This window comes from Paraburkholderia jirisanensis (assembly GCF_054782355.1).
Genome location: NZ_BAAGSQ010000033.1, coordinates 1327745 through 1343874 on the forward strand (window position 1 = coordinate 1327745; position 16130 = coordinate 1343874).

The following is a 16130-nucleotide window of genomic DNA, read 5'->3' on the forward strand; positions in this document are numbered from 1 at the left end:
CGATGCAACGATGAGTGACGTGGAAAGACTCGAACGACTGCTGATGACGCACTGGGAGATCCGGCCGACGCGGATTCAGCCGCTATCGACGGGTCATACTAACAAAACGTATCGCGTCGATTACGGCACGCGTGTGTCGGTGCTGCGCGTTTCGTGGCCCGGTAAAACGGCCGAACAGGTGCGACGCGAAGCGTCGATGCTGGATCATCTGCGCGGCGCGGCGCTTTCGCTGCCCGCCGTCCCTCGCCTTCAACCGACATTGAACGCGCAGCAGCCGTACGCTCAAGCCGACGATGCAAGCTGGCTGCATCTGTTCGAGCACATCGACGGCACACCCGGCCTGCCCGGCGATGCGGCGTCGGCGATGGTCGACGCGATGCAGACGCTCGCGCATCTGCATGCAGCAATGGACACGCTACCGGCAAGCGGATCGGGTTCGCATGCGCTCGGATGGTTGAATGAGCGCTATGCGCGGGTCTGCGGACGGCCGAGGCCATCATTGCCTGTGTATCTTCTGGAGCACTACGACCCGCTGCTGCAACACATCGGCATGCTGCTCACCGCAGCGGCTGCGTGGGTGCACGGCGAGGCGCGCTGGCTGCATGGCGACTATCACCCGGGCAATCTTCTGTTCGTCGATAGCACGGTGAACGGGGTGCTCGATTTCGATGACGTCGGACAGGGCGCGCAATGGCTGGAAGCCGCCTTCGCACTGTTCGCACTGTCGCGCGATACGAGTGTTGAAGACCGCTTCACATTCGACGTGCGACTCTGGGACATGGGCTTGCACGCTTACGATTCAATGCAAGCTCTCGACGATGTTGCCGGTTTGATGCGTCTGAAACGCGACGCCCTCGTGGATCTATTCTGCGCGGAGCAGACGCTGATCCATCTGGAAGCGGCGCAGCGTGGCCTGTGGATGCCCGGCGCCGGCATGGGCTTCCTTGCGTGCTGGCGACGGCTGCTAGCGAGAGCGCTGCCCATTGTCTGATCGGCCGTCTTGCCAGCCCGGATCGCTGACGAGCAGCCGCACAGCGTCGACTGTTGCGGGCCGCGCATCCGTGTGTCGTGAGCTGTCGTGCAGGCAGAGCAGCGCGTCGTGTCCGAGTGCCGTCTGTGCCGCGATATGTCGGCGCATGGCATCGGCCAGCTCTCGCGGCGGCGGTGCCGGCCTGCGCCAATCGTCGAAAATTGCCGTCCAGCCAGTATGGCTGCGCTTTAGATGTGTCAGGACGTCGCCCCGAACATCCTGCGGCTCCAGACCATATGGAAGCCTCAACGGAATGACATCCGGCTCCTCCACGGCAGCAAGCCGGTAAGCCTCGCGGATCAGCGCATCGGTGTGCCCGATTTCATCGATCAATGCCGCATCGGATAACGCACCCGGCCGCGCATGCGAGAACGTGTGATTGCCGAGTACATGTCCTTCGCGGATCGCCCGGGTTGCGATATTCAGCGCCTGCGCGAGATTGCATCCCACCACGAAGAACGTCGCGCTGCACGAAGCAATACGCAATACGTCCAGCAGCGCAGGCGTCGATGGTCCGGGGCCGTCGTCGAAACTTAATCGCGCTGATTGATACACACTCCCTCCGAACGCGTCGCACAGCAGTTGCACCCCACCAGTTCAATAATTAAACCACATGTGCTATGCTAGACCTGTTACGCAAAGGCAGTCAGTCATGAAACGCAAAAGCTTCGAAGGAAATCTTTGTGCGATTGCCAGGGCGCTCGACTCGATCGGCGACTGGTGGTCGTTACTCATCATCCGCGACGCAACCGCCGGTGTCGGTCGGTTCAGCGAGTTCCAGCGCAGTCTTGGCATCCCCAAGAATATCCTGTCGGGTCGCCTGAAGTCGATGGTCGAACAGGGCATCATGGAAATCGTGCCCGCGTCCGACGGCAGCGCATACCAGGAATACACGCTGACCGCAAAGGGCGAAGCACTCTTGCCCGTTCTCGTGGCCCTTGGCCAATGGGGCGGCGAGTATCTTTACGAGTCTAAAGAACTGGGCTCGCTTCCGCTGGATGCCAGGAAGAAGCGCCCCCTCAAGAAACTCGAATTGCGCTCGGAAGACGGCCGCCTGCTACAACCGAAGGATGTGTTGGTGTCGCGCGTGATCACGATGAACTAGATGCCGGCGATCACCGTATGACCTGAGCCTGAGCGGCACGAAGTCGTTGCGCAGGGCTCGCTGCAGGCACAGCCCGCCCGCAAGCAGGCAGGCGCGCATCAGAAGCTCTCTTTGAATGGACGCAGATCGATTTCCTGGGTCCACGCAGTCGGATGTTGCAGATGCAGTTGCCAGTACGTTTCCGCAATGGCGTCGATGTTCAGCAATCCATCCGGCCCTCGCTGGGCGACCGCATCGGGACGCAGGTTCTTCAACCGGGTTCCATCGATGCCGCCATCGATCACCACGTGCGCCACATGCAGGCCTTGCGGTCCAAACTCTCTTGCCATGCTCTGGCTGATCATGCGAAGCCCGGCCTTCGCTGCAGCGAAATGCGCATAACCTGGCCGGCCTCGCAGACTGGCCGAAGCACCGGTAAAGATGAGCGTACCTTGGCCTTTGGGCAGCAGCAGGTTTGCCGCCTCGCGGCCCACCAGAAACCCACCGAAACAGCCCACACGCCAAAAGTCTTCGAACTGCGCAGCCGACACCTGTTGCAACGGAATGTGCTGGTTATTCCCCGCATTGAAGACGACAACGCTAGCGGGCGATCGCCCGGCGCCAGGCGACGACGCCAACTGGAACAGCCGCAGAACATCCGCTTCGCGGGTGGCATCCACTACAACGGGTGTGCCATTGCCTTCGCCAAGACTCTTGACCACCCGCTCGAGCTTCTCGATCGTCCGACCGCCCACGAGGACGTGAAAGCCCCCGCGAGCGAAGCGGCGGGCCACGGCGGCACCTAACCCCTCTTCCGATCCCACGCCCACTACAACTGCAGTCGGTTGCATGCTTCTCTCCTTTTGCCTTTTACCTTTCACGTTAACGCGCCCAACAGGGCGTGCTTGAACGGCGTCAATCTGTCAAAACGGGCATTACGCTGCGATAACAGTCTGCCGGTTCATACGGCCGACGATGTAGACCATCAGAACCGCCAGGGCCAGAATCAGCGCCCCCAGCCACATCGAGCTATGCAGCCCCGCATGGTTAACCGCGATACCACCTGCCAGTGAGCCAAGCCCGATCGACAACTGAAACACGCTCGTGTTCATCGCTTGCGCGGCTTCGGGCGCATGCAGCGTCGCGTTGTACAACCACAGCTGGGTGCCGACCGGCGCCATTCCCCACGACACCGCCCACACCAGCAACGCCAGGCCGGCAAACAACGGGCTGGCGGCAAACGCCGCGATAGCCGCCAGCGACAGCACGAAAATCCAGACCGTTGCGACCACGGTGTTGTGCAAATTACGGCCAGCGAACGCGCCCCCTACGAAGTTTCCCACGACTGTCGCAACGCCGTAGGCAAACAGGAGAATGCTCACGACCGCGGTACCGAGGTGCGTGATCTGTTCCAGATAGGGGGTGACGAAGGTATAACCCGCGTATTGACCGGCCACAATAAAAATGACAGTCAGGAAGATTGCACGAACCTTGGGATCCTTCAGCAAACCGAAGAAATCTCGCACGTTCACACCGTGCTTCATGTTGAGCGACGGGAGAAACACAAGCTGCAACGCGAAGCAAACGATCGCGAGCACGCTGGCACCCATAAATCCGTCGCGCCAGTCAGCATGAGCACTGATGTACGAACCGGCCGGCACTGCGATAACCGAGCCGATCGATATGCCTGCGAACACGATTGACGAAGCCGCATGCACTTTTTCCGGTGGGACAAGCTTCGCCGCCGCAGTAATCGAGATCGCCCAAAACCCGCCGACCCCGATGCCCAGGATGACGCGCGCGATCAATAAAGTGGCAAAGCTCTCTGCCTGCCATGACAGCACGCTGGAGATGATCAGCAGCGCGGTGAGCCCGAGCAGGACCCGCTTGCGATCGGCCCGGCCGATCGCAATGGCGGTAACCGGTGCGGCGATGAAACCAAGAATGGCGGTCGCGGTAACGGCAAGGCCGGCTGTTCCTTCGGTTACGCCTAGATCGCGACAGATGCCCGGCAACAAGCCGACGGGCAAAAACTCGGTGACGACCAGCGACAGCGCGCCGAGCGCGATAGCCAGCACACCGGGCCATGAATAGGTCGAAGCACGACCTGGGTCTTTCTGTTGAATGGGCATTGCGAATTTCCTGGACGCTTGCGATAGGGGAGCGATGTCGAGCGCCGCATCGATGGTTCCGCGCGAGCCCGACTTGAAAATGCTAGTGTGATGGTAGCCATTCTAGTCTTGTTATGCAACCAATATTCTCGGACAATTTTGAGTGTAAATAACGAACATGACTATTGCAAAATCCTGCTAATTCAGCGAAAAACCCCAGCCACAAGCCATCTGGTAGCATCGACACTCTGGTTGCATTAACAAACCAAAATCGCTAAGCTTGTCACACGGTTTCATAACGAGACCAGATTTGGCGAATCCATCGCCGACGTTGCCCAACCCGAATCCCTGGAGAACCTCATGGCTTCCACTCAAAACCGACTGACGATCAAGGCGGAAACCTCTGCCTACTGGCGCATCATCATCGAGAACCCGCCGATCAATCTGTACGATCCGGAAATGTTCGCGGAGCTGAATGTCCTGATGGATAAGATCGAAGCCGATCGCGAGTTGAAGGTCGTCGTGTTCGAAAGCGCCAACCCCGACTACTTCGTGGCCCACTACGATCTCGAACGCGGCGAAGTCGTCCCGGAACAACCGGGCGCCGCTGAATTCAGCGCATGGCCGAAGTTCGTCACGCGCCTCGCGCAGTCGCGTGTGGTCAGCGTGGCCAAGCTTCGCGGCCGTGCCCGCGGCCACGGCTCGGAACTGGCGCTGGCCTGCGACATGCGTTTCGCGTCGAAGGAAAAAGCCGTACTCGCGCAGGTTGAGGTCGGGGTTGCTGTGGTCCCCGGCGGCGGCGCGACAGAATGGCTTGCCGCACTTGCTGGCCGCTCGCGCGCGCTGGAGATCATTTGCGGCGCCGACGATTTCGACGCCGATACCGCCGAAAAGTACGGTTGGGTAAATCGCTCGATCCCTGATGCGGAATTGGACGCCTTTGTCGACAATTTCGCACGCCGCGTCGCGAGCTTCGAAAAGCGTGCGCTGGAGCTTGCCAAGAAGCTCGTCAACGCGCGCGCGGGTGTTCCGACCGAAGCGGACCGCTGGTCGTCGAATCAGGCCTTCATCGGCACGACGTCCTGGCCGGAAACGCAAGCGTTGATCGGCAAGATGTATGAGAAGGGTTTGCAACAGGATGGCGACTTTGAGCGCCGCCTCGGCCACCACGTGGGCCACGTGGCGCGTTAAGCCGCGTCACGGTTCCGGATCAGCAAGGTGGCGCTGTCGTCGTGACGGCATCGCCTTGCTGTCAGGCCGCGCGAAGCAGGTTCACGATGAACCTGCACGCAGCAGGTTTGAATGTCCGGCGACAGACCGGATCGGTCTTTCGCCGGCGCGACGATCAGCTCGCATCTCAGGCACATCACCAGTCAGGCGATAGCCGTCGGCATCGGTTAAACCTTCTGATACCGCGGTGCAGGCGTGCCGGTCTGCGTCGCCGCGAACAACGCGGAACGCGCCGCATCGTACTTCGCCCACAGGCTTTCGTCGGCAACCGACGGCCAGGTGACGGCTTCACCCTTGTCGAGGCCAACCAGCGCGGCGTCGACCAGATCTTCCGCGCTCATCACGGTTTCCGGTCGAAGTGCGGACAGCGGCACGCCGGAGACACCTTCCGACCAGATTTCGGTCGCGGTCGACGCCGGCAGCACCACCTGCACCTTCACGCCGGTGTTCGCCAGTTCGTCCTGAAGACCGCGCGTGAAAGCCAGCACATACGCCTTCGTGCCGCTATAAACCGAGCTCACCGGCAGCGAGTGGACCGCCAGCACCGAAGCGATGTTGATGATCACCCCGTCGTTACGCGACAGAAACCCCGGCAGCGCGGCGTGCGTGAGTCGCGTCAGCGACGTGATGTTGAGCGCCACCTGCGACGACGAATCGTTCGCCGACGACTGCGCGAGCGGACGCAACCGGGCGAAGCCCGCATTGTTGACGAGCACGTGCACGCTGGCATCGTTCGCCAGCACTTCTTCGACCCTGGCGACGTCGGCTTCCTTCTCGAGGTCGGCGACCAGAACCTGAACTTTGGCGCCGTGCGTGTCGGACAGCTTGCCCGACAGCGCGGCGAGGCGGTCGGCACGCCGCGCGACCAGGATGAGGTCGTAGCCGCGGGCGGCCAGACGGTCAGCATAGACAGCGCCGATACCCGAGGATGCGCCGGTCACGACGGCGGTTTTCCTGGAAGTGGACATGCATTTCTCCGCTAAATTAAGTTGAGGGCTCAATTAATTGATTGAGGGCTCAAGTTTATAGCGATATCGTTGCTACTTGTCAACGGTGCTGTACTCAACCATCCTTGCGTCATGGGAAAGAAACGTGATGAAACGGCTGCCTCGGTAGCCGGCGTGGGCCGGGCGCCACGCGAAGAAAAGAGCGCCTTCGAAGACTTCGTGTGCACCAATACCTCGCTCAGGCGCGCGGCACGGCGCCTCGGCAATCTGTATGACGATGCGCTCGCGCCGTTGGGCCTGAAGGCGACGCAGGTGGGGTTCCTCGCGGACATCGAGCGGCTGGCGGCCGCTAACCACCGGCAATGGCCGACCTTGCAGGATCTCGCAGGCAAGCTCGCGATCCAGATTTCGGCTGTGACGCACGCACTGCGGCCGCTGATCCGCGATGGTCTGGTGGAATTGCAGCCGGACGAACAGGACAGACGGACCAAGCGCGCTGTTTTGACGGCTGTCGGCACGGCCCGCCTGCACGAATCCATCGCCTATTGGGCGAAGGCAAACCAGCGCGTGGAACAGGTATTGGGCCGCGATTCGGCTGCCAGCTTGCGGGCGCTCGCCGATCACGTGGCTTCCGATGCGTTCCTCGACGCGTATTTCGACGACCAGACTGGAGCTGGAACGGGCACCGCAAAGCGCTCTTAGCCACGTGCGGCTGTAACCGGCTGCGCCGCGACCCGCACCGAACTGCGCGCGCGCTGACGCCGCGGCAAAAACCGCAGCAGCAGCAAAACCAGCGCAACCGACGCCGGGCACCAGCGAAAATCGGTCGCGACCTGCATACGCTGGCCCAACCGTGGATCGGACATGGCTGCGTACAACGCATCCGTCCCGTCGAGCCGCCGGTAGCCCAAGCCGGTATGCGCAGCAACCGCGCGCAGATACGGCTCGCGCAACTCCGACAATTCCTCGTGCCCGCCGACGCCGGCAACGCCACCGCTTCCCGTGGGTGCCCGCTGCACCACCTCGTCCGCACGCCAGTAGCCGATCCGCGTGCCTTGCGCATCGGTGTGCGGAATCGGTGCCGGCTGATCGCCGCCAACGCCGATCAGCCAGCCGGCGGCCTGCCCTTGCGTGATGCCGCGCACGGTCGTATCGGTCGGCGCGACCGGCGGTGCTTCCTGACCATCGGTGATGAACACCACCTCAGCCCTCGAATCCGGCCGGGACGCCGCTTGCACAGCCGAATAGATGCCGCCCTGCGCGATCACGCTGCTGTCGGTCCACCGCATCTGCCCGCTGATGCCGTCCAGCGACGACAGCAGCGCATCGTAGTGCGTACACACGTCGACCGGAACGAACAGCAGCAGCGAGCGCGTGCCGGTGAACACACTCCAGCCGATGCGCGAACCACACGGCAGACGCTGCAATACCTGCTGCATGGCCGCCTTCGCGTACGCAAGCCGGCTGACCGGCCGCCCGGCCAGCGTGAGGTCTTCGGTATCCATGCTCTGCGTGATGTCGAAGGTCACGATGTAGCTCGACACCTGCCGCGCTTGCATGAACGGCGGCATCCACACCGCTGCGGCAAGCAGCAGTGCAGCCGCGCCGAGCAACGCATGACGGCGCATCGCGCGCAGCCAGCTCATGCCGGTCACGCCGATCACGGCAACTCCTGCGCTACGGCGCCGCGCACCGTCACATTCCGTTGCTGCTCGATGTCCTTTTCGGCTTCGGCCTCATCGGCGGTTTCCGGTGCGAGACGCAAGGTCCGCTCGAGGTTATAGCGCGCGCCCAGGTCCGTGGCATCGTCGCGCAGCAAGTCCCGGTAGCGCGTTTTGGCCAGTTCGATCAGCGGCCGCGATCGCAGCGGCCCGCGTGCATCGTCGCCGGCCGCTTCACGCAGGTTCATGTTCGCGAGGTCGAACAGCGCAGCACGCCGCACGTCCGCAGGAGCGGACTGCTGAATCAGCTCGTTGAACAGCTTGCCCGCCTCTGCCTGCCGATGGGCAGCCGACAAGGCAACCGCGCGTGCAAGGCGCACTTCAGGCGCATCGTCAGCGGGCCCGGCCGCAAGCTGCGCGACGGTCGCGGTGCGGGTCGCGGCGATTGCGCGGCCCAGTTCGATGGTCCGTTCGAGCTCGAGCGCGTAATATGCAGCGAGCGCTGCGCAGCAGGCTGTCGCCACACCGAATAGAACATGCACCGATCTGCGCCTCATGCCCAGCTCCGCTTTTGAACACTGCTGATGCCGATCAACGCCGCACAACAGATCAACCCTGCGGCAAAGCACCACGTGCTGCGATCCTGCCGCGGAAGACGCTCGACCCATATCGATCGCTGATTCTCGCGGCGCCCGATCTCGTCCATGGCTGCCGCCATCTGCTCGGCGTCTTTCGCCTGAAACAGGTGATACGGTGTGCGCAACGACTGGAAGAAGCGATGCAGCTCGGCTTCCGCGGATTGATCGAGCGCCGCCGCAGCGTCGCTCAGATCCGGACTATAAACACCGCTGCGCAAGTAGACGAAATACAGCGCCACGCCATCTTGCGCGAGCGCGGCAGCGATCCGTTCACGCGCTGCCGCGTCGAGGCGCGCGCCGCCGTCGGACACCAGCACGAGCGCGCGGCCACCGGTGCGCGGACGGCCGTCGAACAGCCGCACGGCATACGACAGCCCGGCATCGAGCCGCGTATCCGGCATGCCGCGGCCGACCATGGTGGCCTGCATCGCCGCATCGACGATCGCGTGGTCGCGCGTGAACGGCACCGCCAGCATCGGCTGCAGTCCGAACAGCATGAACGCGAAGCTGTCGCTCGGCCGGCGCGCGACGAAAGTCGCAAGCGCACGTGATGCAACCTGCTTCTTCGATTCGCCCTCCACCGACAGCTTCGCAAGTCCGCGGCCCAGCTCGGCATCCATGCTGGCACTGCGGTCCATCAGGATCAGGATCTCGCTGCCGGTGCCGGCCACGCGCCGTTGCAGATTCGAACTGCCCGGCCCGGCCAGCCCAATGACGACCACCGCAATCGCGCACACCGCCAGCGCGCGCCACAGCATGCTGACGATGCGCCCGATGCGGTCGTGCGGCAGCCATGCGACGTACGAAAACGGCAGCGAATCGGCGCGGCGGCGCAACAGCGGCAACGCCGCCAGCGGTAGCAGGACGAGCATCCATGGATGGGCGAAATCCAGCATGACAGTCAGCGCTGGCTGCGCCGTTCAGCCCGATACAGCGCGTGGGCGAACGTGCGCAACGAAAACGGTTCAGGCGATGGCGTGCCTTGAAAGAAGCGCGCGTTCGAACAGCGGAAGAACGCTTCGAGTTGTGGGGAAAGCGGCTGCAGGTACGGCGCATCGCGCAGCAGTTCAGGCAACGAGCGCGCGCGGACTACGCGGCCGGCCGTCGTATTGAGCGCGTCGTGCAGCAGGCTCCATGTCGCGGCGTCACTGTCGATGGTGGTCGCATCGCGACCGCGCAGCGCTCGCCAGACGCGCGCGAACGGCAAGCCGGCGAACTCGCGCCGGTCGCGCCAGAACCACCACAGGCCCCACGCGATCAGCACGCCGAGCGTGGCAGACAGCCAGATCGCAAGCGAGTGGCGCAATGGCGCCAAAGGCTGCGCGTCGATCAGCCGGTCTGGCTGCAACGGCGTCAGCCGGCCATGGTTCGGCGGCTCGGCGAGTGTCAGCGGCGCGACCGTCACAGGCCAGTCAGGCACGTCGAGCACCGCGCCCGAAGCGAGCTGCAGCCGTACCGCGGGAATCGTCACCGACACCAACTGCGGCGGCGCATTGACGATCTGATAGCGAAGCACGAGCCATGTCCGTCCGTCGCTGTCGGTCTCTGTCGAAGGCGGGCGGCGTTCGAGCCACAGCGAAATGCGCCCGGCCGACGGTGGCGCGACGAGTGTGGCACGCTGTCCACGTTCCCCGAGCAACACGCGTTGTTCAAGCACATCGGCGAGTGTGTGACCGAGGGCCTGGGGCTGTTGCACGACTACCGCTTGTGCGGCAAACGTGATCGGACCGATGCATAGCATCGTCAGCCCAAGCGCGACCGCCAGCACTGCCCGCCTCGGCTTGCCGCTGTAGATGGCAGCGATCGTAGGCCGGCTGTGTGAGCGCGTCATGCCGTCTGCTCCACGAAGTAACGTGTGAGCGCATCGGCATCGAAGCTATCGGTAACGAATAGCGGCCGCACCGCGCTTTGCGCGAAACTGCTGACGATGTGCTGGCGCCTCGCGGCCACGCCGGCGCGCCATCGTCCGCGTAACGCATCGGTCATCCACATCGAGCGTGGCTCGCCGGTTTCCATGTCCTGCATGGTCAGCCAGCCGCCGCCGGATGGCGGCTCCAGCTCCGCGGAACTCCACACGACGATCGGCACCAACCAGACGCGCGGCATCCCGCGAAGCAGTTCCAGCAGCGGCGCTAGCGGCCAGTGGAAATCGGAGACCAGAAACACCATGCAGGTCCGTCCGGCGACGCGCGCAAACGCTCTTTCGAGCCCTGCCGCGGGCGAGGCGCCCTGCTTTGTGCCGGGCGTCGCGGCCCTGAGCGCCGCGCTCATCTGTGTGCCCGCTCCACGCGTATGACGCGCCGGCAGGAAAAGATCTTCGCGCGCAACTGAATCGAACGCCAGCATGCCGACCTGATCGCCATGTCGAAAAGCGCTGTAGCCGAGCGCTTCGGCAAATTGCGCAGCGGTCTCGAGCTTCGACGATGCACCGCCAAACCCCATCGACGCCGACACATCCACCATCGCATAGACCGGCACCGCCACGCGCTGCCGATGCAGCCGCACCAGCCACTCCCCGTAGCCGCCTCGAATGCTCGCGCGAATATCGATCCGCCGCGGATCCGGATAATCGAAAAGCCGCGTGTGCGACACGAACTCCTGCCCCATGCCGACACTCGCGCCGCGATGCGAACCGGGCCGGATGCCGGCCACCCGCACCGGCAGCCTGTAGTGAAATTCCTTGAGCTGCGGCATCGCGTTATGGCGCCGCGACACGCTCGACGATCTGCGCGATCAGCGCCTGCGCGAGTTCAGCGCGTCGCAGTTCGTAGATCGGCGTGAAAAACACCCGGTGTCCGAGCGTCGGCGTCAACACCAGATGCAGATCTTCCGGTTCGATATGCGTGCGCCCCGCCAGCCACGCGACCACCCGCGCCGCGCGCATCAACATGCTCATGCCGCGTGGGCTGGCGCCCGCGAGAATCAGGTTGTGCATGTCGACGTCCGGCAGCGCGATGTCGTAGCGCTGCGGCGTGCCGGTCGCACGCCAGATGTCCAGCGCATAACGCTCGATGGTGGCGGATGCATGCACACCTGCCTGGATGATCGCGGCAATCGTGTTCAGCTCCTGCCACGGCAACACCGCCGGGCTCACGCGCTCGAGCAGTGCGTCGGTGTCGTGAAACGACGGATCGAACACCAGCGCGCGCCGCACGTCGTCGTCGTCCGGCGTCGCCATGTTGAGCTCGAACATGAAGCGGTCGCGCGCGGCCGACGCGAGTTCGAAGGTCTCTTCCTTTTCCACCTTGTTGCGATCCGCGAACAGCGTCATATGCGGAAAGTTGTACTGGCGGTCGAATGCGAACACCGATCGTTCCGCCATCGCGCGCAGCAACAACGATTGCACCTGCGGGCGGGCGCGATTGATTTCGTTGAAGAAGAAAGTCGACAACGATTCGCCGTGCTTCAGCAACGGCCCCGGTTCGATCCGCGGCTTGCCGTCCGCATCGACATAGGTGTGGTAGATCAGGTCGCCCGGCATCAGGTCGATGGTGCCTTCGAGCCGCTCGAACGCGCCGCCGACGGCGCGGGCGATCGCCCGCAACAGCGTGGTCTTGCCGACGCCGACGTCGCCTTCGAGCAAAACGTGCCCGCGTGCGAACAGCGCGATCGTCACCAGCCGGATCGTGTCGGGTTGGCCGATTACCGCTCTGGTGGTCTCCTGCTCGAGGTTGAGCGCATGGCTGCGCCAGTCCTGGAGTTGTTCGTTGGCACCCATCGTATGCGCCTCGCGTTTCCGCCGTGCCGATGTGGGATGCATGCCGATCGCATCGATGGCGTGGCATGCGGGTCGCGGATTAGTGCAAGTGTTATGCCCGCTGTTGGTGCGTAAGCGAATCCGCCGGTCGAAACCGGCGGATTGGAATCAATGCATGCGAGAGGTGGGCCAGAGTGTGCCGAAGGAGGACAGTTTGTGTCTGCGTGGGTCGGGCGAACTGCGGTGATTCGGCAACCCTCTGCGCTTACAGGGCGTCGAGGTGCGTACGCACAACGTCAGGCTCCGCTTTCGTGGACAGTTCGCCGAACTGCAGCGCGGCAAGCTGCGCATACAGCGGAGAACTCTGCAGAAGCTCCGCGTGGCGCCCTTGCGCGACAATGCGGCCTTGATCCAGCACCACGATGCGATCCGCTTGCTGCACAGTAGCAAGACGATGCGCGATGACTAGCGTCGTGCGGTTCAGCGCGGCGTTATCCAGCGCGGTTTGCACCAGCCGTTCGCTTGCGGCATCGAGCGCGCTGGTCGCTTCGTCGAGCAGCAGGATCGGCGGATTCTTGAGAATCGCGCGCGCGATCGCAAGGCGCTGACGCTGCCCGCCGGACAGCCGCACACCGCGCTCACCGAGAAACGTGTCATAGCCCTGCGGCAATTCTTCGATAAAGCCGACGGCAGCCGCCATTTCAGCCGCGCGTTGCACTTGCGCGAGCGTCGCGTCGGGCATCCCGTAGCGGATGTTGTCGAGCACGCTGCCTGAAAAGATCACCGATTCCTGCAGCACGACGCCAATCGCCTTGCGCAGCGAAGCGAGCGATACCTGATTGGTCGGCACACCGTTGATCAGTATCTGGCCGGACTGCGCATCGTAAAAGCGCAGAAGCAGCTGGAACAGCGTCGTCTTGCCTGCGCCGGAAGGCCCTACCAACGCGACATGTTCACCCGGACGCACATCGAGCGAGAACCCTGAGAGCGCGGCCGAGCCGGGACGCGACGGATAGTTGAAGCTGACGTTGTCGAAACGGATGCCTTCGCCCTGAGCCGGCAGCGGCACGGTCGTTTCGGCCTCCTCCACCGGCGAGCGCGCGGCCAGCAATTGCAGCAGCCGTTCCGTCGCGCCGGCAGCGCGTTGCAGATCGCCCCACACTTCGGCCACCGCTCCGACGGCACCCGCCGTGAAAACCGCATAGAGGATGAACTGGGACAACTGGCCGGCCGTCATCTGTCCGGCCAGTACTGCCTGTGCACCCAGCCAGAGCACGAACACGACCGCAGCGAAGACGAACACGATCACGACGGCAGTCAGCGAAGCCCGCGCGCGGATGCGTGTAAGCGCGGTGTCGAACGCCGCTTCCACCGCACCGCCGAAACGTCTCGCCTCGTATAACTCCTGCGTGTACGACTGCACGGTCGGCATCGCGTTGAGCACTTCACCGGCCAGCGCGCTGGCGTTTGCGACCTTGTCCTGGCTCGCGCGCGAGAGCTTGCGGACACGCCGTCCAAAGATGATGATCGGCGCGACCACCACCACGAGCGTTGCGATGATGTAGCCCGACAACACCGGGCTCGTCGCGATCAGCATCGCGACACCCCCCACTGCCAGCAGGAAATTGCGCAAACCGAGCGACAGGCTGGTGCCCACCACGGTCTGGATCAGCGTGGTATCGGTAGTGAGTCGCGACAGCACCTCGCCCGTCTGCGTGGTCTCGAAGAACTGCGGGCTCATCCGCATCACCCGATCGTAGACGGCGCGCCGCAAATCGGCGGTGACCCGTTCGCCGAGCCACGAAACCCAATAGAAACGCAGCGCCGTCGCAGCGGCGAGAATCAGCGACACGACGAATAGCGCAATGAAGTAGCGGTCGATATGCGTGCGATCGCCGCTCGCGAAGCCGCGGTCGATCAGATACTTGAACGCCACCGGCAGCGCCAGCGTCGCGCCTGCCGACGTCACGAGCGCCAGGAATGCGAGCGCCCAGCGCTTCGCATAAGGCCGCAGGAACGGAAACAACGCGAAAAGCGGAGCGACACGTGTCGTTCGCGCGGCAGCATCTGGCATGAAGGGTTCCTATGCGAAACGTCGGAAACAGGTGGATTGTGTCATTCCGTTGACTGGACGGTAGCGGCGCAACCTTGGACTTTATCGTCGATGCATTACTGGAACAGATTGTCGTCTTCTGTCGTTAGCGCGTCACTGTAACGTTTTCGTTCGAGCCGCGTGGTGGCTTCCAGCAGATGTTCGCCGGCGGGCGTCAGCATCGGACGACGCCGCTCGCCCACGCGCGGCTCCAGAACGATAAGCTGGCAATCCAGCAGGGTATCGAGTTCGATACGCGTCGTGTCGATCTGATCGGGCGCGCTGTGGACGAGCATCAGCGTAGCCAGTTCATGTGGACTGAGCATGGTCATGTTCTCAACCTCGAGGTGGAGCGGTATTTAGCGCGCCCTGACGAGCGTGATCGCGTGCTCGGGGCATCGCGACACACACAGGCCGCATGCGCGGCACGCATCGGCACGCGGCGCATAGGCGACCTTCATGCCGTGCACGCGCAGTTTGAGCCGTTGCAAGGGGCGCAGTTGCTGGTAGTCAGCCGTATCGATGCGGCGGATGTCGAACACGTCTTCGGGGCACACGGCCGTGCAATCCGCCTTGCCCTCGCAGCGCGCGAAATCGACCTGCGGCACGAGCACGCCGGGTGGCTGTTTGCAGACCGCATTGGCAGGCTGTGTCATGTGCTGGCTCCATCGTCGCCGCGCCAGGTCGACCTTAAATCGTTGCGCAGCTGCTCGCGCTCCTGCGGCGTCATCCGTTGCCACTGCCGCCATTGCCGGGCTTTGTGACAGCTTCCATGCCCGCGAAACCCGCCGAACAGGATCCGGCACAGCACCAGCAAACCCACCGCGCGTGGATAGTCGATCGCATGCGCATTGACGACGAGCGCCGGGATAATCCAGTTCCACAGGTTCATGACGATCCAGCCCAACAGCGCAATGATCAGCACGAGCAACAGCGCCTTGGCCAAAAATTTACGACGACACTTCATTCCATTCTCCTTTGGCTCATATCTCGAAGCCGTCATACGACGATCGCAGGCGCTCGCGCAGATGCAGCACCGCGTAACGCTTGCGCGACAGAAGCGTGTTGACGCCGACACCGAGCGTGGCTGCCATCTCCTTGAAGCTGCGCCCGTCCAGTTCGTGGGCAATGAAGGCCTCGCGCTGGTTTGCGGGCAACTCTTCGAGCGCGGCGCGCAGCGCGTCGAGCAATGCCGCGCGTGCGTAGGCGGCCTCGGGGCCGGCATCGGCGGAGGGCAAGGTCAGGTCGAGGCGATACTCGCCGTTGCCGTCGGCATCGTCGGAATCGGCGATCTCGGGCAGCGGTGCTTCTTTCTTCTTGCGGAAGCGGTCGATAATCCGGTTTCGCGCGACACGGAACAGCCATGCGCCGACCTGCTCGACCGGCTCGGGCAGCCGCCAGGTCTCGACCAGTTCTTCGAAGACGTCCTGAAGGATGTCCTCGGCTTCGTCCTGATCGATCACGCGCCGGCGGATAAAATTGCGCAGCCTGGGGCGCTCGCGGGCGACCGTGTCGGCGATTTCGCGGTCCTGCTCGGTTAGCGGGCTCGGGGTTGGCGGCGGTTCCATACCCGTGATGACGTTTCGGGAAAGGAAATATTGTGGCGGGAGTGACGGACTTGTGAGATTTTGTTTGGCACG

Annotated in this window: 19 protein-coding genes; 4 read left to right on the forward strand and 15 right to left on the reverse strand. The window is 63.4% G+C overall.

Annotated elements, in window-relative coordinates; genetic code table 11:
* The first annotated feature begins 10 nt into the window (after positions 1-10).
* Positions 11-991 (forward strand): phosphotransferase family protein, encoded by a 981-nt coding sequence (locus tag ACYVNQ_RS37970; RefSeq protein WP_460911080.1) that lies wholly within the window; start codon positions 11-13, stop codon positions 989-991.
* Here the strand turns inward: ACYVNQ_RS37970 and ACYVNQ_RS37975 are convergent.
* Entirely contained in the window at positions 965-1618 is a 654-nt protein-coding gene (locus tag ACYVNQ_RS37975; protein ID WP_460911082.1) for a polysaccharide deacetylase family protein, read from the reverse strand. The genes ACYVNQ_RS37970 and ACYVNQ_RS37975 overlap by 27 nt on opposite strands.
* Positions 1619-1682: 64 nt before the next feature.
* Between ACYVNQ_RS37975 and ACYVNQ_RS37980 the strand changes: the two genes are divergently transcribed.
* Positions 1683-2135, forward strand: coding sequence for a winged helix-turn-helix transcriptional regulator (locus ACYVNQ_RS37980; protein ID WP_460911084.1), 453 nt, complete (start codon positions 1683-1685; stop codon positions 2133-2135).
* 98 nt (positions 2136-2233) lie between these two features.
* Here the strand turns inward: ACYVNQ_RS37980 and ACYVNQ_RS37985 are convergent, their stop codons facing one another.
* Positions 2234-2965: an SDR family NAD(P)-dependent oxidoreductase gene (locus tag ACYVNQ_RS37985; RefSeq protein WP_460911086.1), complete on the reverse strand. Its 732-nt coding sequence runs from the start codon at positions 2963-2965 to the stop codon at positions 2234-2236.
* Positions 2966-3049: 84 nt separating this feature from the next.
* Positions 3050-4246, reverse strand: a complete 1197-nt coding sequence (locus tag ACYVNQ_RS37990) for an MFS transporter (protein ID WP_460911089.1) — start codon at positions 4244-4246, stop codon at positions 3050-3052.
* A gap of 339 nt (positions 4247-4585) precedes the next feature.
* On the opposite strand from ACYVNQ_RS37990, the gene ACYVNQ_RS37995 reads away from it, so the two are divergent.
* Positions 4586-5416 (forward strand): enoyl-CoA hydratase/isomerase family protein, encoded by an 831-nt coding sequence (locus ACYVNQ_RS37995; protein WP_460911091.1) that lies wholly within the window; start codon positions 4586-4588, stop codon positions 5414-5416.
* Positions 5417-5622: 206 nt separating this feature from the next.
* Here ACYVNQ_RS37995 and ACYVNQ_RS38000 read toward each other — a convergent pair whose 3' ends face one another.
* Positions 5623-6423, reverse strand: a complete 801-nt coding sequence (locus ACYVNQ_RS38000; protein ID WP_460911093.1) for an SDR family NAD(P)-dependent oxidoreductase — start codon at positions 6421-6423, stop codon at positions 5623-5625.
* A 111-nt stretch (positions 6424-6534) separates the two neighbouring features.
* Here ACYVNQ_RS38000 and ACYVNQ_RS38005 point away from each other — a divergent pair, with 111 nt between their 5' ends.
* Entirely contained in the window at positions 6535-7104 is a 570-nt protein-coding gene (locus ACYVNQ_RS38005; RefSeq protein ID WP_460911095.1) for a MarR family winged helix-turn-helix transcriptional regulator, read from the forward strand.
* Here the strand turns inward: ACYVNQ_RS38005 and ACYVNQ_RS38010 are convergent.
* The 11 genes from ACYVNQ_RS38010 to ACYVNQ_RS38060 form a co-directional block, all read right to left on the reverse strand.
* On the reverse strand, positions 7101-8066 hold the full coding sequence (locus ACYVNQ_RS38010) for a vWA domain-containing protein (RefSeq protein ID WP_460911097.1): 966 nt from the start codon (positions 8064-8066) through the stop codon (positions 7101-7103). The genes ACYVNQ_RS38005 and ACYVNQ_RS38010 overlap by 4 nt on opposite strands.
* Positions 8063-8620: an MxaK protein gene (locus tag ACYVNQ_RS38015; protein WP_460911099.1), complete on the reverse strand. Its 558-nt coding sequence runs from the start codon at positions 8618-8620 to the stop codon at positions 8063-8065. The genes ACYVNQ_RS38010 and ACYVNQ_RS38015 overlap by 4 nt, the downstream gene beginning before the upstream one ends.
* Positions 8617-9606: a vWA domain-containing protein gene (locus ACYVNQ_RS38020; protein ID WP_460911282.1), complete on the reverse strand. Its 990-nt coding sequence runs from the start codon at positions 9604-9606 to the stop codon at positions 8617-8619. Before ACYVNQ_RS38020 ends, ACYVNQ_RS38015 begins: the two co-directional genes overlap by 4 nt.
* Positions 9603-10532: a hypothetical protein gene (locus ACYVNQ_RS38025; protein ID WP_460911101.1), complete on the reverse strand. Its 930-nt coding sequence runs from the start codon at positions 10530-10532 to the stop codon at positions 9603-9605. Before ACYVNQ_RS38025 ends, ACYVNQ_RS38020 begins: the two co-directional genes overlap by 4 nt.
* The gene (locus ACYVNQ_RS38030) at positions 10529-11395 is read right to left on the reverse strand and encodes a DUF58 domain-containing protein (RefSeq protein ID WP_460911103.1); all 867 of its coding nucleotides are present in this window, start codon (positions 11393-11395) and stop codon (positions 10529-10531) included. The genes ACYVNQ_RS38025 and ACYVNQ_RS38030 overlap by 4 nt, the downstream gene beginning before the upstream one ends.
* Positions 11396-11399: 4 nt before the next feature.
* Entirely contained in the window at positions 11400-12419 is a 1020-nt protein-coding gene (locus ACYVNQ_RS38035) for an AAA family ATPase (protein WP_460911105.1), read from the reverse strand.
* Positions 12420-12663: 244 nt separating this feature from the next.
* Positions 12664-14472 carry an ABC transporter transmembrane domain-containing protein gene (locus ACYVNQ_RS38040; protein WP_460911107.1) on the reverse strand — a complete coding sequence of 603 codons (1809 nt, stop codon included), beginning with the start codon at positions 14470-14472 and terminating at the stop codon, positions 12664-12666.
* A gap of 95 nt (positions 14473-14567) precedes the next feature.
* Entirely contained in the window at positions 14568-14816 is a 249-nt protein-coding gene (locus ACYVNQ_RS38045; protein WP_460911284.1) for a hypothetical protein, read from the reverse strand.
* A 33-nt stretch (positions 14817-14849) separates the two neighbouring features.
* A complete protein-coding gene (locus tag ACYVNQ_RS38050) occupies positions 14850-15146 on the reverse strand; it encodes a 4Fe-4S dicluster domain-containing protein (protein WP_460911109.1) in 297 nt (98 codons plus the stop codon).
* Entirely contained in the window at positions 15143-15457 is a 315-nt protein-coding gene (locus ACYVNQ_RS38055; RefSeq protein WP_460911111.1) for a hypothetical protein, read from the reverse strand. The genes ACYVNQ_RS38050 and ACYVNQ_RS38055 overlap by 4 nt, the downstream gene beginning before the upstream one ends.
* 16 nt (positions 15458-15473) lie before the next feature.
* The gene (locus ACYVNQ_RS38060; RefSeq protein WP_460911286.1) at positions 15474-16058 is read right to left on the reverse strand and encodes an RNA polymerase sigma factor; all 585 of its coding nucleotides are present in this window, start codon (positions 16056-16058) and stop codon (positions 15474-15476) included.
* Positions 16059-16130: the final 72 nt, after the last annotated feature.